Origin of the sequence: Hymenobacter convexus, assembly GCF_030580955.1 — a bacterium.
GTDB lineage: Bacteria > Bacteroidota > Bacteroidia > Cytophagales > Hymenobacteraceae > Hymenobacter.
Map to the genome: position 1 here is coordinate 1 of NZ_JAUQON010000013.1, position 18,076 is coordinate 18,076.

Annotated in this window: 16 protein-coding genes; 7 read left to right on the plus strand and 9 right to left on the minus strand. The window is 62.0% G+C overall.

Annotated features, from left to right (window positions below):
- Positions 1 to 97: 97 nt before the first annotated feature.
- Entirely contained in the window at positions 98 to 1,660 is a 1,563-nt protein-coding gene (locus Q4S41_RS21415) for an NFACT RNA binding domain-containing protein (RefSeq protein ID WP_305033185.1), read from the minus strand.
- Positions 1,661 to 1,817: 157 nt separating this feature from the next.
- Here Q4S41_RS21415 and Q4S41_RS21420 point away from each other — a divergent pair, with 157 nt between their 5' ends.
- Positions 1,818 to 2,270, plus strand: coding sequence for a hypothetical protein (locus tag Q4S41_RS21420; protein WP_305033186.1), 453 nt, complete (start codon positions 1,818 to 1,820; stop codon positions 2,268 to 2,270).
- 30 nt (positions 2,271 to 2,300) lie between these two features.
- Here the strand turns inward: Q4S41_RS21420 and Q4S41_RS21425 are convergent, their stop codons facing one another.
- From Q4S41_RS21425 to Q4S41_RS21435, 3 genes are all read right to left on the minus strand, one after another.
- Positions 2,301 to 3,068: an MBL fold metallo-hydrolase gene (locus Q4S41_RS21425; RefSeq protein WP_305033187.1), complete on the minus strand. Its 768-nt coding sequence runs from the start codon at positions 3,066 to 3,068 to the stop codon at positions 2,301 to 2,303.
- A 116-nt stretch (positions 3,069 to 3,184) separates the two neighbouring features.
- Positions 3,185 to 3,571, minus strand: a complete 387-nt coding sequence (locus Q4S41_RS21430) for a response regulator (RefSeq protein ID WP_305033188.1) — start codon at positions 3,569 to 3,571, stop codon at positions 3,185 to 3,187.
- A gap of 56 nt (positions 3,572 to 3,627) precedes the next feature.
- On the minus strand, positions 3,628 to 7,299 hold the full coding sequence (locus Q4S41_RS21435; protein ID WP_305033189.1) for a PAS domain S-box protein: 3,672 nt from the start codon (positions 7,297 to 7,299) through the stop codon (positions 3,628 to 3,630).
- A gap of 129 nt (positions 7,300 to 7,428) precedes the next feature.
- Between Q4S41_RS21435 and Q4S41_RS21440 the strand changes: the two genes are divergently transcribed.
- The 4 genes from Q4S41_RS21440 to miaA all read left to right on the plus strand — a co-directional run bounded on the left by Q4S41_RS21440 (position 7,429) and on the right by miaA (position 12,464).
- Positions 7,429 to 8,568, plus strand: coding sequence for a glycosyltransferase (locus Q4S41_RS21440; RefSeq protein ID WP_305033190.1), 1,140 nt, complete (start codon positions 7,429 to 7,431; stop codon positions 8,566 to 8,568).
- Between the two features lie 159 nt (positions 8,569 to 8,727).
- Positions 8,728 to 9,420 (plus strand): outer membrane beta-barrel protein, encoded by a 693-nt coding sequence (locus Q4S41_RS21445; protein ID WP_305033191.1) that lies wholly within the window; start codon positions 8,728 to 8,730, stop codon positions 9,418 to 9,420.
- A 246-nt stretch (positions 9,421 to 9,666) separates the two neighbouring features.
- Positions 9,667 to 11,337 carry an amidase gene (locus Q4S41_RS21450; RefSeq protein ID WP_305033192.1) on the plus strand — a complete coding sequence of 557 codons (1,671 nt, stop codon included), beginning with the start codon at positions 9,667 to 9,669 and terminating at the stop codon, positions 11,335 to 11,337.
- 197 nt (positions 11,338 to 11,534) lie between these two features.
- A complete protein-coding gene (miaA, locus tag Q4S41_RS21455; protein WP_305033193.1) occupies positions 11,535 to 12,464 on the plus strand; it encodes a tRNA (adenosine(37)-N6)-dimethylallyltransferase MiaA in 930 nt (309 codons plus the stop codon).
- Between the two features lie 128 nt (positions 12,465 to 12,592).
- On the opposite strand, the gene pfkA is transcribed toward miaA, so the two are convergent.
- Positions 12,593 to 13,564, minus strand: a complete 972-nt coding sequence (gene pfkA / locus Q4S41_RS21460; RefSeq protein WP_305033194.1) for a 6-phosphofructokinase — start codon at positions 13,562 to 13,564, stop codon at positions 12,593 to 12,595.
- Positions 13,565 to 13,797: 233 nt separating this feature from the next.
- On the opposite strand from pfkA, the gene Q4S41_RS21465 reads away from it, so the two are divergent.
- Positions 13,798 to 14,256, plus strand: coding sequence for a tellurite resistance TerB family protein (locus tag Q4S41_RS21465; RefSeq protein WP_305010756.1), 459 nt, complete (start codon positions 13,798 to 13,800; stop codon positions 14,254 to 14,256).
- Positions 14,257 to 14,347: 91 nt separating this feature from the next.
- Here the strand turns inward: Q4S41_RS21465 and Q4S41_RS21470 are convergent, their stop codons facing one another.
- From Q4S41_RS21470 to Q4S41_RS21485, 4 genes are all read right to left on the minus strand, one after another.
- Entirely contained in the window at positions 14,348 to 15,550 is a 1,203-nt protein-coding gene (locus Q4S41_RS21470) for an aspartate aminotransferase family protein (protein ID WP_305033305.1), read from the minus strand.
- A 261-nt stretch (positions 15,551 to 15,811) separates the two neighbouring features.
- Positions 15,812 to 16,318 carry a hypothetical protein gene (locus Q4S41_RS21475; RefSeq protein WP_305033195.1) on the minus strand — a complete coding sequence of 169 codons (507 nt, stop codon included), beginning with the start codon at positions 16,316 to 16,318 and terminating at the stop codon, positions 15,812 to 15,814.
- Between the two features lie 15 nt (positions 16,319 to 16,333).
- Positions 16,334 to 16,795: a hypothetical protein gene (locus tag Q4S41_RS21480; protein WP_305033196.1), complete on the minus strand. Its 462-nt coding sequence runs from the start codon at positions 16,793 to 16,795 to the stop codon at positions 16,334 to 16,336.
- A gap of 65 nt (positions 16,796 to 16,860) precedes the next feature.
- Positions 16,861 to 17,409, minus strand: a complete 549-nt coding sequence (locus Q4S41_RS21485) for an RNA polymerase sigma factor (RefSeq protein WP_305033197.1) — start codon at positions 17,407 to 17,409, stop codon at positions 16,861 to 16,863.
- Between the two features lie 183 nt (positions 17,410 to 17,592).
- Between Q4S41_RS21485 and Q4S41_RS21490 the strand changes: the two genes are divergently transcribed.
- Positions 17,593 to 18,030 carry a hypothetical protein gene (locus tag Q4S41_RS21490; protein WP_305033198.1) on the plus strand — a complete coding sequence of 146 codons (438 nt, stop codon included), beginning with the start codon at positions 17,593 to 17,595 and terminating at the stop codon, positions 18,028 to 18,030.
- The last annotated feature ends 46 nt before the right edge of the window (positions 18,031 to 18,076 follow it).

Genomic DNA, 18,076 nt, shown 5'->3' on the forward strand with positions numbered 1-18,076 from the left:
TTCTTTACCTCGGTAGTAATTCAATCGAAAGGATTTACTACTGAGGTAAAGATGCTTCGCGACGCTCTGCATGACGTTCTATATATCATATCCTCCCCTACTTATCCTCGTCCCGGTCAAACGGGTTGCCGGGCTTCACCAGTATCACCCGTTCGCGCTCTACTAGCACCTGGCCGGGCCGGGCGCCCCGGGGCTTGCGCACGAATTTTTTGGGCGTGACCGTGACCGGGCACAGCGTGTCGTGCTGGCGCTTGGAGTACCAGCCGGCCAGCATGGCGGCATGCTCCACTACGGGCTCCGGTATGGTCTGGCCGGCGCGGTGCCGGATGACGACGTGCGAGCCGGCCACGTCTTTGGCATGCAGCCAGAGGTCCTCTTTGTGCGCGTATTTCTGGGTCAGCAGGTCGTTGTTTTCGGCGCTCCGGCCTACCAGAATGGTAAAGCCCCGGTCCTCGAACACCTTGAAGGGCAGTTCGCCGGGCACTTTAGCACCCGGAACCGCCGGGTCGAGGCCGTGGAGCTTGCGCCAGGCGCGCAGGCCGCGCAGTTCGGCCAGCGCGGGCAGGGTGTCCATTTCCTCCAGCCGCTCCAGGGCCGTGAGGGCTTCGGCCTCGCGCCGGGCGATGCGCTCGGTGAGCTGGCGCTCTTCAATTTGCTGGTTTTTGCCCTTGCGGTAGAGGTTTTCGGCGGTGAGCTGGGGCTTTTCGTTGGGCTTCAGCTTGATGACTTTGGGCTGGTTGGTATAGAAATCCAGCACCTCAATCTGCTCGGCGCGCGCCGGAATCTCGTGCAGGTGCGCCATGATGAGGTCGGCGGTGTGGCGGTATCCGGCTTCGTGCGCCAGCGCGTGCAGGCGCTTGCGGGCGTGCACGGCGGCCGTGCCGGCTTCGTCGGCGCGGCGCTCCAGCAACTGCCGCAGCTGCCTGGTTTCCATTTCCAGCGCGCGGCGGCCCAGTGCCATGGGCACGAAGCGGCGCAGGGCGGCAACGGGGTCATGGCCGGGCAGCGTTTCCAGAATGTCGCCCAGCGGCAGCAGGCTCAGCCGCGTGCGGCCCTCAAATTGGATGATGTAATAATGCGCGGGTTTCTCGAGCTGGGCCAGCACCTGGTTTACCAGCCGGGTTTTGGTTTCGGCCGGAGCCAAGTCGTAGCCCTGGGTGCGGAGGTAGCGCAGGGGCAAATCGGCCAGCGGCGGCGGGAGCTTGCCGGTTGCCAGCGGTAGCGCCTTGGCTTGCGGCTTCAGTTCCGCATCAGCCAATAGCTTTTGCTGAAAAAGCTGGGCCGGCGCATCGGGCGCGGTGCGGAAAATGGCATTCGGCCGCGGGCCGTAGAGCTTGAAGACTAGCCGGGCGCCGCTCCGAAAATTCACTTGCAGCACCCGGTCCTGCGGCCACGCGGCCACGCTTTCCACCTGCTCGCCCAGCAGAGCCGGAAACAAATCCACCGAATTGGCCCGGGCGCGCTGGAAGGTTTCGGGCAGCGCCAGCGCCGGGAATGTGGCGCCCAGCTGCGCCTTCAGCCAGAATTCCTGGCTGCCGTTGCTGAGCCCAATCACCAGCTCGTCCTTTTCCTGCGTGAAGCACACGGCCACGCGGTAGCCCCGCAGCCGCTCGGTGAGGGCGGGGGCCAATTGGCGTAGGAAATAGTAGTTGGTGTGCATTAAAAGAGCGTCTCAGTGTTTCAATAATCCTGGCCGGATACCAGCCGAAGGCATTACGGCAAAAACTTCAGCCCCCGCGTGCAACGTGTGATGCAGCGTAACGGTCAACCAACCACCAGGCAACATCCCGTGCGGCCTCCATCCGGTTTCCCGAGCTATGAACAAATACCTGCTTCTCGTCATTTTAGGCCTGGGTCTGTCTTCGTGCAAGAAAGATGACGCTGAAAATCCAGCGGTTGTCACTGCTGGATTCAACCAAGATTTTTCCCTCTATTCCCAGCAGCAGGCCTCCTTGCCCCTGCCAACCCAGCCGGAACTGGCCATTGCCGTGACGGACCTTCGCTTCTCTATCTGCCCTCGAAACGCCAACTGCTTGGTGGCCGACTACGCGGTACCTACACTTCGTATTACCGACGCCCAGGGCAGCATGCAGCAGCTGAATATCCCGACCAATTTCTACGGTCGAAGAACTTCCGACTGGATTGACACGACCAGCGTCCGCGCCAACGGCCGACGCTACCTGCTTACGTACGTGAACTGGCAGGTTCAGGGAGATTATTACGCGGCAACAAAGGAGAACATCAAGTTGACATTTCGCGTCAGCAGATGACGTGCTTAAGCCGGCCGCCCGACGTTGTCCCTACACCTCCACCCGCAGCCCGTCGTAGGCCAGCCGAATCCAGTCCGGCAGTTCCGCCTCCACCTCCTGGTGGCGGCCCAACTGGTGGCTGATGTGCGTGAGGAAAGCCCGCTTGGGCGCGGCTTCTTGCAGTACCGCCACGGCTTGGGCCAGGGTGAAGTGCGAGATGTGCTCCTCCCGCCGCAGGGCGTTGAGCACAATCACGTCGGCGTCGCGCAGCTGGGCACGGGTGTCGGGGCCGATGTGGTTGGCATCCGTCAGGTAGCAGAAGCCGCCGATGCGAAAGCCCAGCACCGGCAGGCGGTGGTGCATGGCGCGCAGCGGCAGCACGGGCACGCCCATCACATCAAAGGGCTCGTCGTCGCGCTCGATGGGGTGCAGCGTCACGCGGGGCACGCCGGGGTATTTATGCTCCGCGAAAATGTAGGCGAATTCCTGCTGCAGCTGGCGCAGCACGCGCGGCTCGCCATACACCGGCATGTCGGTTTGCTGCCGGAAATTGAAGGCCCGAATGTCGTCGAGGCCGGCCGTGTGGTCCTTGTGCTCGTGCGTGAAAAGCAGCGCATCGAGGTGCGTGACGCGGGCGCGCAGCATCTGCTGCCGGAAATCAGGCCCCGAATCAATCACGAAGCTGCGCCCGGCCACGGCCACGTGCACCGACACGCGCAGGCGCTGGTCGCGGTGGTCGAGCGAGCGGCACACGGCGCAGGTGCACCCAATCATGGGCACGCCCGAGGAGGTGCCCGTGCCGAGGAAGGTTACTTGCACTTTGTTGAATTAAAAATTAAGAATTAAAAATTAAGAATTGTCCTTGCCAACTTCGCAACAATTGCAAAGTCAGCACATTGACATTTTTAATTCTTAATTTTTAATTCTCAATTCAATTAGCCCACGTACTGCTTCACCACGCGCACCAGGGCGTCGAAATCGAGCGGCTTGGGCAGGTAATCGGTCACGCCGGCCTCGCGGAACTGGTCCATCGAGTAGTTGTTGGCGTTGCCGGTGATGGCGATAATGGGCAGCTTATTGATTTTGGGGTCGGCGTGGGCCCGGATTTCGCGGGTGCACTGCATGCCGTCTTTCACCGGAATGTTGATGTCCATCAGCACGCAATCGACCGGGGTCGATTCGATTTGCTTCAGCACCTCGCCGCCGTTCTTCGCCAGCACAATTTTGTATTTCTGGAGCTCGAGAATTTTGCGGGTGAGGTTAAGAATCACCGAGCTGTCCTCAGCAATCAGAATGGTTTTGGATTGGGTATCGACGGACATGAGCGTGGGGTTGGGATGGGTTTAGGTGGTAGAATTCAGAGAGATGAATGTCGGTATTACACGGCCGACGTGCTGGTAGCTCGCTCCACGGCGCCAGGATATTCGGCGACGAACTGTGCAAAGTAATGTTCCAAAAGTCGAAAGCCCGCGGCGGCATCGTCCATGCGGCCTTCTTTGAGCTGGTGCTCCAGGTGGCGGGCCTGGGCCGCGAGGGCCACCCCGCCCAGTGTGGCGGCCGTGCCTTTGAGCTGGTGCAGCATGGGCAGCAGTTCGCGGAACTGGCCTTCGGCGGCGGTGGGGGCGGCGTCGCGGAGCAGGTCGCCGGCTTCCTGCTCGAACTCCTGGTAGAGGTCGGACGTAAATTCGGGGCCACCCAATTCCACCAGCTGGCGCAGAATGGCCTCGTCGAGGGTGGGCTCGCCGGCCACGCCCGGGGCGGGCGTGGGCAGGGGCGCGGCGGCTTCGGTGGCGGTAGCGGCGGGGGCGTCGGCGGACCGGGCATTGCGCGGGCGCAGCCAGCGGTGCAGCACTTCGTAGAGGTGGCGGCTTTTCACGGGCTTGCCCACGTAGTCGTCGAGGCCCTGACGCATGAAGCGGCCGGCGTCTTCCTGCATGGAATAGGCCGTCATGGCCACCACGGGCGGGCACTGAGAGCCCAGCAGGCGCCGGATTTCGGCCGTGGCCGCCACGCCGTCCATGTCCGGCATCTGGATGTCCATGAAAATGATGTTGTACTCCGCGCCCGGGGCCGTCACCATGGCAATGGCTTCGGGGCCGCCGCCGGCCACGTCCACCTCGCAGCCCAGCTTGGTGAGCAGGCGCTGGCCCACCTTCTGGTTGATGGCGTTGTCATCGACGAGCAACACGCGCGGCGAAGCTTCAAACGGCTGGAATACCGGCTCGCGCGCGGGCACCAGCGCCGTTGTTTCGCCGGTTGGCGCTTCGCGGGCACTGATGGTGAACCAGAACACCGAGCCTTCGCCCTCGTCCGAGAGCACCCCGATTTCGCCGCCCAGCAATTCGGCCAGCTGCCGGCTGATGCTCAGCCCCAGGCCCGTGCCGCCGTAGGCCTTGCTGGGCGTGGTGTCGAGCTGGGTGAAGTTGGTGAAGAGCAGGCTGGCGTTGTCGGTCGAAATGCCGATGCCGGAGTCCTGCACGGCAAAGCGCAGGGTGTGGTGCTCGCCGTCGGTGCTCACGCTGCTCACCACAATGGCCACCGTGCCCTCGTTGGTGAACTTGATGGCGTTGGCCACCAGGTTGCTCAGAATCTGGAGCAGGCGCACTTCATCGGTAATCACGAAGCGCGGCGTGTGCGGCGTGATGTGATAGGTGAAGCGAATGTGCTTCTGCTCGGCCCGGTAGATGAACAGGGCGCGGATGCGCTCCATCACGGCCTGCAGCTCGATGGGTGCCTCGTGAATCTGGAGCTTGCCGGCCTGGATTTTCGACAAGTCCAGGATGTCGTTCAGGATGGTGAGCAGGGCGTCGGAGCTTTTGCGCAGCGTGTCCACGTAGTCGAGCTGCTCGTCGGTTTCCACCGTCTGGTCGAGCAGGTCAATCATGCCGATGATGCCGTTCATGGGCGTGCGCAGCTCGTGGCTCATGTTGGCCAGGAACTGGGTTTTGGCTTCCAGGGCGGCTTCGGCCTCGTCCTTGGCCAGGCGCAGGTCGTCCTGCATCTGCCGGATTTCGGTCACGTCACGGGCAATGCCTTCGGTGCCGTACTGGCCGGGCTCACCGGTGGCTTCCTCGCCTTCCGGTGCCGTGGCCATGCGGGCGTTCACCAGCACGCTCACGGGGTAGCCGTCCTTGTGCCACATCTGGGTTTCGAAGTTGCGCAGGCCGCCGCTGCGCTCGGCCTCGGTATTGGCGCGGGCCATGTCGTCGGCATCCACGAAGTACGACGCCACGGGCCGGCCCATCACTTCCTCGGGCTCATAGCCCAGCACCTCGCGCACCGAAGGGCTGACGATGGTGAGCAGCCCTTCGCCGTCGGTGCGGTAGTAGATGTCCTGAAACGACTCGAAGATGGAGCGGAACTTCTCTTCCTGCGCTTCCAGGGCCAGCTGGGCGCGCTTTTGCTCGGTGATGTCGTGGGCAATGGCCGAAATTTCCTCAAACGAGCCGTCGCCCAAGTAAATCGGGTTCAGGTAGATGTCGGTCCACACGTCGTAGCCGCGGGCGTCGCGCAGGCGCATCTCGAAGCGCTGGGCCTGGCCCTTGGCAGCGGCCTCGTAGTGGTGCACGAAGGTGTCGCGCTCGGCTTCGGGCATGTGGGCCAGGTCGGCGTCCCACACGTTGAGGCCGCGTACGGGGTAGGTGCCGTTGCGCCGCAGGAACAGGGCCGCGTAGTTGCGGTTGAAGTTCATGAGCTGGGCGCGGGTGTTCACCGTCCACATCACGTGCGAGCCGCTTTCGAAGATGGCGTTCAGGCGGGCCGTTTGCTTGCCAATCTGCTCCTCGTTGCGCTTGCGCTCGATGGCCAGCGCCACCTGGTTCGAGATGAAGTGCAGCACGTCGAGGTCGCCGGGTGTGTAGGCGTCGGCCCGGGTGTAGTCCTGCACGGCCAGCACGCCGATGATGCGGTCGCCGATGCTCAGCGGCGAGGCCAGCATCACCTCGGGCACGAGGCCGTGGGCGGCCACCGTGCCGCTGCGCACCAGCTGCTGAAAGTCGGTGTGGGTGAGGTAGCGCGGCTGTCCGCCGGCAATGATGTATTCCGACACGCCGTTGCCGAACGGCAGCGCGCCTTTGGGCCGGTGCTGGGGGTGCTGGTCGACGTGGTAGGCAAACTGCAGCTGCGTGCGGGCGTCGTCGCAGAGAGCAATGAACAGGTTGCTGGTTTCGATAATCTTACTCAGCTCGCGGTGAATGGCGCCGTAGAGACTGGGCAGGTCCTTGGCCGAAATGGCCAGGTTGGCGATGCTGTAGTACACCTTCTGCAGGCGCTCGGCCTTGATGCGGTCGGTGATGTCGTGCAGAATGGCGCGGCTGCTGGCCGGCTGGCCTTCCTCGCGCACCACGCTCATGCTCCCAATCAGGTGCACGGGCTTGCCCTGGTTGGTCAGAAACACGGTTTCGACCTTGTTCACCGGCTCACCGTCATACAGGTTGCGCAGCTGATAGAGGAGCTTGGCCTTATAATAAGGATGCACCACGTCGGCCAGGGTGCGGGTGGCCAGCTCGGCGTCGGTATAGCCCAGCTTCTCCTTCCAGGCCTTGTTCACGAACAGGAAGCCGTTGTCGGCGCTGAGGTGCTGCACCAGGTCCTGGGCGTTGTCGAGGAAATCCTGCAGGTGGGTGCTGTCGCCGGCCAGGGCCGGGCTGGGCGCGCTCAGGCTGGGCAGCTCGTGGCCGGCCATCCACATGCCGGTTACGTTGCCGGCGGCATCGTGCGTGAAGCCGGCCTGCCAGCGCAGCGGGCGCAGCTGGCCGCTGCGCGTGAGCAAGGTTTGCTCGTAGCAGGGCGCCAGGGTCTGGGTTTCGATGCTTTCGCGGAACTCGCGCTTGCGCACTTCCCGCTCGGGCTGGGGCGCCAGCATCTGGTAAAAAAGCTGGCCGATTACTTTGTCGCGCGGGTAGCCGGTCAGGGTCAGGAAGCCTTCGTTGACTTCCACAATGGCGCCCTGGCGGTCGGTCAGCAAATACACCTGCCCCAACTGGTCGAGCAGCGCGGCCAGAGGCGGCGCCACGGGGCGGGTTGAAGAAGCAGCCGAAAATGAAGCCATACAATAACGCGTGCTGCGTGTTGAATTTCGTGCTAATATAGCCAGTGCCGGGCCGGGCCGCGGTGTAAATTTGGCCAAAATAAAATAACGACTAACGTGGAGTGGCCTTGGCCGCGCCCATATCGCCCTTTGCCGCCGTCCTCCGCTCCGCGCCTGCTCTTCACCGTCACCACCGACCTGTGCTTCGACCAGCGGATGCAGCGCATCTGCGGCAGCCTGGCCGCGGCCGGCTACCGGGTGCAACTGGTGGGCTGGCAGCGGCCCGCCTCGCCCCCGCTCACCCCGCAGCCCTACCAACAGCACCGCCTGCGCGGTTGGTTTCAACGCGGGAAGCTGTTTTACCTGGAGTACAACCTGCGGCTGTTTTTTTACCTGCTGGGCCAGCGCGCCGCCGCCTGGTGCGCCTGTGACCTCGACACCGCACTGCCCGTGTGGCTGCGGGCCCGGCTCGGCGGCCAGCCCTTCGTGTACGACGCCCACGAGCTGTTCACGGAAGTGCCCGAGGTGGTGGCCCGGCCCGCCGTGCAGCGCATCTGGCGCTGGGTAGAGGGCTTCATCGTGCCACGCGCCCGGCTGGCCTACACGGTGGGCCCGGCCCTGGCGCGGCTGTTTGACCAACGCTACGGCCAGCCCTTCGGTGTGGTGCGCAACGTGAGCCGCCTACGCACCGATGAAGTTTTGCCGCCCGCTCCGAGTGTTGCGCCCCCTGATGGCTACATCCTCTACCAAGGCGCGCTGAACGTGGGCCGGGGCCTCGAAAACCTGCTGGAAGCCATGCCGCAGGTGGCGGGCCGGCTGGTCATTTGCGGCGAAGGCGACCTTTCGGCCGCTCTGCGCGCACAGGCCGAACGGCTTGGCCTGCTGGCCTCGGGAAAGGTGGAGTTTCGCGGCTTCGTGCTGCCCGAGGCGCTGCGCGAGGTGACGCGCCACGCCGCCGTGGGAATTATGCTGCTCGAAAACATTGGCCTGAGCTACTATTACTCACTGGCCAACAAGTTCTTCGATTACGTGCACGCCGGCATCCCGCAGGTCCTCATCGACTTCCCTGAATACCGCGCCCTCAACGACGAGTTCGACGTGGCCGAGTTGGTGACCGACCTGGCCCCCGCTACCCTGGCCGCCGCCCTCAACCGCCTGCTCCGCGACGAGCCAGCCCGCTACCAGCACCTGGCCGCCAACTGCCGCCGCGCCGCGCCGCAGCTCAGCTGGCAGCACGAGGAACGGGAATTGCGGCGGCTGTGGAGCGGCGTGGTGCCGGTAGGTAAGTAGCCAACGCAAGGTCAAAGCCTTTCGCAGAAGGCACAGTTTGGGGCTTGGCTGGGAATTTTGCCAGTTATTTCGGAGAGTATATAGCTGAACGCGCAGCGAATTAGAGACAAATAATATTGCTTTGCTTATACTATCCACTATTGCTCCAATAGATTCAGAATGCCCCACGCCTCTATTCGTTTTTCACTAACCGCTGGACTGCTATTGTTGGCTGGCGTAATACAGGCCCAAACGACTTTCCGCATCGGTCCTCAAGTAAGTCTTAATTGGTCGAACGCGTCCTATTTCAACGATTCCTATCGCCCAAGCGCCCGTGCCGGCTTTGAGGCCGGCGTGTTGGGCAGTCTTGATTTGGGACATGTTTCCTTGCAGCCGGCCCTGCTTTATTCTCAAAAAGGATATTACCTAACCAGTGGCACCGACCAAACCACGGGAATAAACAACGACAACTTTCGTCTCAACTACCTGACCCTGCCTGTTAAGGTGGTGTACGCACGCGCTGATGGCCAGGGCGTACAAGTCTTGGCTGGGGCCTATCTGGGTTTGCTATTAGGAGGTCGCTACGAGCGAGCCTTCACGCACAACAATAGCACGACCGTGACCACCGGCTCCATCATCCCCAATCAAACGCCGCTGAGCTACGAGGAATACTCCTCCCGGCGCCTAGATGCGGGCTTCCTAGTGGGCGTAGGCTACCGCTACAAGCGGGTGCAAGTACAAGCGAACTACTCTTGGGGTGGAACAAACCTTGCCGTCAGCTACCAATTTAAGGGGGTCAATTATGAAAACCCCTTCTATAGAAACCAAGCGGTGCAAGTCTCCTTGGCTTGCTTATTCAATGCCAAAAGCTAGAACCTTGGCGTTATAGCAAACCAAGCACTGGCTTTTATTATTGCTCCAATTCAGGAATTGCAGTTAAAGTGCGTCTCAACTGCTAGCCGAGGGAACGCAAAGGCACGCCGTAGCCCAGAATAAGGCCAAGCAGCAATCCGAGCATCCGGCCCGCTAACTTCGTGAGGATATTCTGCTTTCAGTAAGCGGCCTACAGCATGCTTTTGAGGTAGCTACATCGCGCTCAACTCCACAATTCTTTTCGCTTTGAAAAAACACCTACCCGCCCTGCTCCTCGGCACGGCCTGCTTCGCGGCCGGCGCCCTGGTGGCCCGCCCCAGCGCCCCCGAAGAAATCACCGTGCCCCTGCTGCGCGCCGCCCAGCAGCTCATGGGCCTGAGCTTCACCGATGCCCAGCTTGACTCGACCCGCCGCAACCTGACCGGCTACCGCGACAGCTACGAGGCCCTGCGCAAGCTGGAAATGCCCAACCGCGTGGCCCCGGCCGTGGTGTTCGACCCGCGCCCGCTGCGGCTGCGGCTGGCCCAGGGGGGCAGTGGCGGCAGCGCCGGCCGCCTGCCCGACGCGGGCAAAGTGAAGCTGCCCGCCAACCGCGACGACCTCGCCTTCTATACGGTGCGGCAGCTAGGCGAGCTGCTGCGCACCGGCCTCATCACCTCCGAAGACCTCACCCGCTTCTGCCTCACCCGCCTCAAAAAGTACGACCCCAAGCTGCACTGCGTCATCACCCTCACCGAGGAGCTGGCCTATCAGCAGGCCCGGCAGGCCGATGCAGAAATTAAAGCGGGCAAGTACCGCGGGCCGCTGCATGGCATTCCGTTCGGAGTCAAGGACTTGTTCAGCGCCAAGGGCTACAAAACCACCTGGGGTTCAGTGCCCTACAAGGAGCAGGTGCTGGACGAAGACGCCGCCGTGGTGCAGCGCCTGCGGGAAGCCGGCGCCGTGCTCTGCGCCAAGCTCACGCTGGGCGAACTGGCGCAGGGCGACGTGTGGTTTGGCGAGCGAACCCGCACGCCCTGGGACGTGACCAAGGGCTCCAGCGGCTCGTCGGCGGGCTCGGCCTCGGCGGTGGCGGCGGGGCTGCTGCCGTTTGCCATCGGCACCGAAACGCTGGGTTCCATCATGAGCCCGAGCACGGCCTGCGGCGTCACGGGCCTGCGCCCCACCTACGGCCGCGTGAGCCGCGCCGGCGCCATGGCCCTGAGCTGGACCATGGACAAGGCCGGCCCCCTGGCCCGCTCGGCCGAGGACTGCGCCATCGTGCTGGCCGCCCTCACCGCCGCCGGCCCCGACGCCCGCGACCCCGCCACCCTGCTGGCCCCCAACCGTTTCGAGTACGCCTTTGGCAGCGTGAAAAAGCTGCGCGTGGGCTACATTAAAAAGGCATTCGACCAGGGCTACCCCACCAAGGCCAACGACCAGGCCGCCCTTGAGGCCCTGCGCAAGCTGGGCGTGGAGCTGGTGCCGCTGGAAATGCCTGCGTTGTCGGCCAACAGCCTCCGGTTCATCCTCACGGCCGAGGGCGCAGCGGCGTTCGACGACCTCACCCGCTCGGGCCGCGACGGCCAGATGGTGCTGCAAAACCGCTCTGCCTGGCCCAACACCTTCCGCTCGTCGCGCTTCGTGCCGGCCGTGGAATACATTCAGGCCCAGCGCGCCCGCAGCCTGCTCATCGAGCAGATGGACGAGAAGCTGAAAGGCTTCGACGCCTACATTACGCCCACCTTCAGCGCCAGCCTCGTCACCACCAACTTCACCGGCCACCCGGCCATTGCCCTGCCCAACGGCTTCACTGCCGCCGGCCTGCCCACCACCATCACCTTCGTGGGCCAGCTCTACGAGGAAGGCAAGCTGCTGGCCCTGGCTAAAGCCTATCAGGACGCCACCACGTTTGACGAAAAACACCCAGCGTTGTAACTGTCATGGCGGGATTGTCATTGCGAGCGCAGCGAAGCAATCCGTCCTGTCAAAACCAGCCCCCCCTTCCACCAGAAAGCCCCGGCTCTGCAAAGAGTCGGGGCTTTTGCTTTTAATTTTGTCACATTAATAGGTGAGTCGCTGAGAACAGGACGGATTGCTTCGCTACGCTCGCAATGACCAGAAGCTTCCTCGCAATGACAGAAAACGCCCTTCTTCCGCCCCAAATTCTCGCCCAGCTAGCCCCCACACATGCCGACCCGCGCCCCGTGCTGCTCACCATTGCCGGCCCCACGGCGGTGGGCAAAACGGCCCTGTGCGTGCAGTTGGCCCAGCAATTCCACACCGAAATCGTGTCGGCCGATTCACGCCAGTTCTTCCGCGAGCTGAGCATTGGCACGGCCAAGCCCACGCCCGAGGAGATGCAGGGCGTGCCCCATCACTTCGTCAACAGCCACAGCATTGCGGAGGATTACAGCGCCGGCCGCTTCGCTACCGATGCGCTGGCAGTGCTCCAAGGGCTGTTTCGGAAGCACCAACTGGTCATTCTCACCGGCGGCTCGGGCCTCTACGTGCAGGCCGTGACCGACGGGCTAGACGAGCTGCCCAGCGTGCCGCCCGAAATCCGGCAACAGCTCCAGGCCGAGCTGGCCGCCCACGGCCTGCCCCACCTCGTGGCCGAGCTGGCCGAAACCGACCCCGTGGCCCACGCCCGCATCGACCAGCAAAACCACCAGCGCGTGGTGCGCGCCCTCGAAATCACCCGCGCCACCGGCCGCCCGTTTTCCAGCTTCCACACCGATGGCCCGCCGCCCGAAAACCCACTTTTCCGCAACGTGAAGGTGGCCCTCACCCGCGAGCGGGAGGCGCTTTACCAGCGCATCAACCTGCGCGTGGAACACATGCTGGCCGCCGGCCTCTTGGAGGAAGTGAAATCGGTACTCCCCTACCGCCACCACCACGCCCTGCAAACGGTGGGCTATCAGGAAATTTTCGGGTTTCTGGATGGCGAGTACGACTGGGCCGAAGCCGTGCGCCTACTCCAGCGCAACACCCGCCGCTACGCCAAGCGCCAGCTCACCTGGCTGCGAAGGGACGCAGCGTATCAGTGGGTAGATGTTGGGTAACGGAAGAAAAGGAACGTCATGCTGAGCGCAGCCGAAGCATCTCTACCGCGCAAGTGATTATTTACTGTTGCGGCAGAGATGCTTCGGCTGCGCTCAGCATGACGTTCTTTAGTTAAACCTTTCCCTACCTACACGCTCAAAATCTCCACCATCCGCATAAAGCTCTGGTTGATGAGCTTCTTCTTGTTGATGGTATCTACGAATGGGGTGTACACCAGCTTTTTATCAATGATGCCGGCCATTACGTTGCGCATGCCGTTCATGAGGCCCTCTACGGCGGCGATGCCGATTTGGGAGCCCAGCAGGCGGTCGGAGGCCGTGGGCGAGCCGCCGCGCTGAATGTGGCCGATTACCGTCACGCGGGTATCGAGCTGCGGAATGGCTTCCTTCACGCGGGCCGCTACCTGGGTGGCGTTGCCCTCCTCGTCGCCCTCGGCCACGATGACGATGAACGAGGTTTTGGAGCGGTGCCAGCCGGCCTGTAGGGTTTCTACCACCACGTCGGTGCTCATCTGGGTTTCGGGAATCATCACGATTTCGGCCCCGCCCCCGATGGCGCACGGAATGGCGATGTAGCCCGAGTCGCGGCCCATCACCTCCACAAAAAAGCAGCGGTCGTGCGAGTCGGCCGTGTCCCGGATTTTGTCGATGCATTCCAGCGCCGTGTTCACGGCCGTGTCGTAGCCGATGGTGTAGTCGGTGCCGTAGAGGTCGTTGTCGATGGTGCCCGGCGCGCCCACCGTCGGAATGCCGAATTCTTCCTCGAAAATGGTGGCGCCCGTGAAAGTGCCGTTGCCGCCAATGGCCACCAGGCCTTCAATGCCGTGGTTCACCAGCTGGTCGAAGGCCTGCTGGCGGCCTTCCTTGGTCATAAATTTCAAGCTGCGGGCCGATTTCAGGATGGTGCCGCCCTTCTGCACCGTGTTGGAAACCGACGCGGAATCGAGCCGCACAAATTCACCCTTAATCATACCGCTGTAGCCGCGCATGATGCCGTATACCTCAATGCCGTGGTACGTGGCCGTGCGGACCACCGCCCGGATGGCGGCGTTCATGCCCGGCGAATCGCCGCCGCTGGTAAATACTGCTATTCTTTTCATCTCCTGAGTCTTAAAACAAGCGGGCGCACCAATGGCGCCCAAACCCCGCAAAGTTGGCGAAACGTTTGCAATCCCCCATCAGCAAGCCCAAGAATGTCGGCAACAGCCGAGTTATCTTTTTTTCAACATTTCGCGTAATCAGATGCAAAACCGATTGTTTTTTCGTGTATCTTACCTCGACAATCGGCCAAAAAGTCTTTTAATCATCTCCCACCTCCTAATTCCCACGTTTTATGTTCGGTTTTTTCGAAAATGAGCAGGCAAAAAAAATCAAGGGCCACCTTCTGAATCTGGCGGCTCTGGCCAAAGCGGACGGGCACATCGACGCCCGGGAAATGAACTTCATCCTGGCGGTGGGCAAGAAAAATGGCCTGAGCCAGTCCGACGTTCAAGCCCTCGTGTCGGGCGCCAAAGGCACCAGCAACGACCTTCCCACCAACGATTCCGAGCGTTTCGACCAGATTTTCGACCTTGTCGACATGATGCTGGCCGACGGTGTGGTGGATGAAACCGAGATGGAATTCTGCATCATGATGGCCGAAAAGCTGGGCTTCCGCAAAGCCATTGTGGGTGTGCTGGTGCGCAAAATCTCGCAGGGTGTGAAAGACGGCCTGCCGCGTGAACGAATCAAAGAGGAAAGCACTTCCTTTCTGAACTACAACGAGTTGCCCCGGCCCACGGTAACGCTTTAAGCCTATGGCATAAGCTTACTCCCGGCTATTTGCCTGCCCCTAAGCCCGGCCCGCTATCCTGCTTTGCCAGGATTTGGCGGGCCGGCTCCATTTAACCCCTTCTAACTTTCGTGATGTACGTCACGGCCCGTAGCAGCGCCGCGCAGGCTTCGTCAATCTGCGCATCGGTGATGATGAGCGGTGGTGCCAGCCGCAACGAATTGTCGCAGAACAGAAACCAGTCAGTCAAAATGCCTTCGTGCTCCAGCGCGTAGTCGATGATGGGTTTGAGGACTTCAAACGAGTCAAATTCCACCGCCATCAGCAGGCCGCAGCCGCGCACGGCCCGAATGGCCGGGTGCCGCAGCTGCGCCCGAAACCGCGCCGCTTTGGCGGCCACGCCCTCGGCCAGCTTCTCATCTTGCACGATTTGCAGCGTGGCCAGCGCCGCCGCGCAGCTCACCGGGTGCCCGCCAAAGGTGGTGCAATGCCCCAAAATGGGGTTGGTTTTGAAACCCGACATGATTTCGGTGCTCGCGATGAAGGCCCCGATGGGCATGCCACCGCCCATGCCTTTGGCGCACACCAAGATATCAGGCTCGATGCCGAACTGCGTAAAGGCCCACATGGTGCCCGTGCGCCCGTAGCCGCACTGGATTTCGTCGAGGATGAGCAGGGCGCCCACTTCGGTACAGCGGGCGCGCAGCGTCGGCAGGTACTCGGGGCTGGGCACGCGCACACCAGCTTCACCCTGCACGGTTTCGATGATGACGGCGGCGGTATGTTCGGTGATGAAGTCCAGGTCGGCCAGTTCGTTGTGGCGGATGTGGCGCACGTCGGGCAGCAGCGGGCGGAAGCTGTTTTTGAAGCCCTCGGAACCCGTGATGGATAGGGCGCCGTGCGTGGAGCCGTGGTAGGCGTTGAGGCAGGAAACGAGGCCGGTGCGGCCGGTGTGGCGCTTGGCCAGCTTCAGGGCGCCCTCGATGGCCTCGGTGCCGGAGTTGGTGAAATACACCGAATCGAGGTGCGCAGGCAGGGTTTTATGGATGGCCTCGGCCAGCTGGGCGGGCACGGCCTGCACCAGCTCGCCGTACACCATCAGGTGCAGGTATTTGTCGAGCTGGGCCTGGATGCCGGCCAGCACACGCGGGTGGCGGTGGCCCACGTTGCTTACACCAATGCCTGAAATCAGGTCGAGGTAGCGGCGGCCATCGGGGCCGTACATGTAGATGCCTTCGGCCCGCTCAATTTCCAGCAGCAGCGGAAAATCGGAGGTTTGGGCCTGGTGGCGCAGAAATAGTTGGCGGGGTGTCAGGACCACAGATTCTTCGGATTTAAGCGGATTTCACGGATTTTGTGGACGGTTGAACGCCAGCTGTCATCCTGAGCGCAGCGAAGGACCTGCTCACGTTCGAATAGCTTGCAGCCGTTAACGCAAACGTGAGAAGGTCTTTCGCTGCGCTCAGGATGACAGGCAGGTTACAGAACCGACAATTGTCCGTTTCGATTATTCCGCAAAAGTAAAAGGCCGCTGCGGGGGCAGCGGCCTTTTGGCATAGCTCAGAAAGAAAAGGAGTTAATCGTTACTCAGAGCCGGGGCGGCACCACCCGGCCCGGCCACGCGCTTGATGACTTCTTTGGTGAAGTCGCGCTCGGCCTGAAACAGCTGAGCCACCTGACGCAGCGAAATCACCTTCTGGAACTTGTCGAAATATTCCTTTTCCAGATTCAACTCCTGCTGGCGCATGGTGAAGGCCTGGGTGAAATTGTCGCGGATTTGCTGGTCGGTCATGCCCTCGGTCACGTCGCGGCGCAGCAGACGTCCGCTGCGGTTGAGCTCACGGCGTTTGGCCGAAAACTCGTTGTAGAGCGGCCAGAACTTCTGGGCCTGGTCCTGGGTGAGCGAAACGCGGTTGGTGATAAAGGCGATTTTGGCATTTTCGAGCTGGCCGAGCCGCTGGCCGGCCTTACGGCCGCCCAGGCCCGGGCCGCCGAGGCCACCCTGCGCGTGCGCAGCCGGGGCCGCGGCCACCAGCAAAGCCGCGAGGCTCAATAATCGAAAAACAGAGGTGATAGAAAACATAGTTGGGAAATCGGATTACAGATAAGTCAGGTCTTCAGAGGGTTGTTCATCCAGCGCATTCGTCAGCTCTTCATCGGAAACGCGCAAAAAGCCTTTGGCAATGTTGGGGTGGGCCGCGGTGAGTACCGCGAGGTCGGAATTCTCGACGCGGGCGCCGCTCGTGAGCAGGTAGCCCACCAGCTCGGTGCGGGGCACGGCATCGAGCGAAGCGGTTGAGGCCGTGGCCGGTGTCAGGCGCGGCGTGCCGCTCATGTAGAACGAGGCCGCAAAGCCGCCCAGCACGGCCACCGAGGCCAGGCCGGTGCGCAGCGCGGGCGTGAGCCAGGCCAGCCAGCCGGGCGCGGCGGGGCGGGCGTCGGCCTGGGGCAGCCGCGCCATTATTTGGGTCGGTAGTTTGTCAAAATAGCCTGTGGGCGGCTCGCTCAGCAGCGGGCGGGGCCGCCGGGGATGCGCGTCAAGCTTAAATGAAGTTTTCATGGCTCTTGGATGAAGAACGGGGGGCGGCGTTTAACTCCGCGAATAAAAATTTGTCTTTCGGCCGATTAATCGTCGGTGGTACGGGTCACGTATTCCTCCACTTTCTTCACGGCGTGGTGGTAGCTGGCTTTCAACGCGCCCACGCTGGTGCCCGTTACTTCGGCCATTTGCTCGTAGGGCATCTCGTCGTAGTAGCGCAGGTTGAACACGAGGCGCTGCTTGTCGGGCAGGCGCAGAATGGCCTTTTGCAGCTTGAGCTCTATCTCGTCGCCAGCCACGGCGGGGTCGGCTTCGATTTTAGCGGCCAGCTCGGCGCCCACATCGGTGAGGGGCAGCAGGAACTTGCGGCGCTTGCTGCCCAGGAAGTTGAGGCACTCGTTGGTGGCAATGCGGTATATCCAAGTGAAGAGGGCCGCGTCCTGCCGGAAGTTTTCGAGGTGCTTCCACACCTTCACAAACACGTCCTGGGTGAGGTCGTCGGCGTCGTCGTGGTCAATCACCATCTTGCGCACGTGCCAGTACACCTTGCTCTGGTACTTGCGCACGAGCTGGTTGAACGCCAGATTGCGCGAAGCCGGGTCTTGAAACTTGAGCAGGATTTCGTGGTCTTCCAAACGGGGAGGCCGGGGCGTTGGTCGTGAGCAGGCAGGCAGGCGGTTGGACCGCAAGGTAGGCATCGCGTTTAACCGCCTTCCAGAACGTTTATTCCATTTCTGGCCGGATGGGCCTCCAGCGCCTCCATCTGGCCCGATAAATGCACCGCACCACATTGTTCCACCTTCTCGGTTTCCACCCGTATGAAGCCCTCTACTTTCTTCGCCATCATCTTGTTCGGGTTAGCTACCGCGCCGACGGCTCCGGCCCGGGCTCAAAATCCGGTTTCTACCAGTGTGTCGCAGAGCGGAAAGGTGAGCTTCCGCATCAAGCAGGAAGACTTCACCATTTACCTTTCGGACGCGGGCCAATTGCTCGATTACTACATCAATGGCAAGGGACGCATTGATTATGACCTGAACGGCCGATTGAGAAGCATCGGCAGCGTGGGCATCGAATACGACCTGAACGACCGAATCCGAAAGATTGGCAGCAGCGCCATTTCATACGATTTGAGCGACCGAATCAGGGAAGTGGGCCCTCTGCGCATCCGGTACAATCTCAACGACCAAATTACGGAAATTGGCAATACCCGCATCAGCTACGACCTGAACGGCCGGGTTTCCAATATTGATGGGTAGCGCTTCAATCGTTTGATTAGCTGCGCATTTTCAATTTGCAACTCCT

Excerpts from the sequence above, each read along its gene's own strand:
- miaA (WP_305033193.1), top strand. The coding sequence starts at position 11,535 with ATGACAGAAAACGCCCTTCTTCCGCCCCAAATTCTCGCCCAGCTAGCC.
- Q4S41_RS21435 (WP_305033189.1), bottom strand. The coding sequence starts at position 7,299 with ATGGCTTCATTTTCGGCTGCTTCTTCAACCCGCCCCGTGGCGCCGCCT.
- Q4S41_RS21480 (WP_305033196.1), bottom strand. The coding sequence starts at position 16,795 with ATGAAAACTTCATTTAAGCTTGACGCGCATCCCCGGCGGCCCCGCCCG.
- Q4S41_RS21445 (WP_305033191.1), top strand. The coding sequence starts at position 8,728 with ATGCCCCACGCCTCTATTCGTTTTTCACTAACCGCTGGACTGCTATTG.
- Q4S41_RS21420 (WP_305033186.1), top strand. The coding sequence starts at position 1,818 with ATGAACAAATACCTGCTTCTCGTCATTTTAGGCCTGGGTCTGTCTTCG.
- Q4S41_RS21415 (WP_305033185.1), bottom strand. The coding sequence starts at position 1,660 with ATGCACACCAACTACTATTTCCTACGCCAATTGGCCCCCGCCCTCACC.
- Q4S41_RS21475 (WP_305033195.1), bottom strand. The coding sequence starts at position 16,318 with ATGTTTTCTATCACCTCTGTTTTTCGATTATTGAGCCTCGCGGCTTTG.
- Q4S41_RS21430 (WP_305033188.1), bottom strand. The coding sequence starts at position 3,571 with ATGTCCGTCGATACCCAATCCAAAACCATTCTGATTGCTGAGGACAGC.
- Q4S41_RS21465 (WP_305010756.1), top strand. The coding sequence starts at position 13,798 with ATGTTCGGTTTTTTCGAAAATGAGCAGGCAAAAAAAATCAAGGGCCAC.
- Q4S41_RS21490 (WP_305033198.1), top strand. The coding sequence starts at position 17,593 with ATGAAGCCCTCTACTTTCTTCGCCATCATCTTGTTCGGGTTAGCTACC.
- pfkA (WP_305033194.1), bottom strand. The coding sequence starts at position 13,564 with ATGAAAAGAATAGCAGTATTTACCAGCGGCGGCGATTCGCCGGGCATG.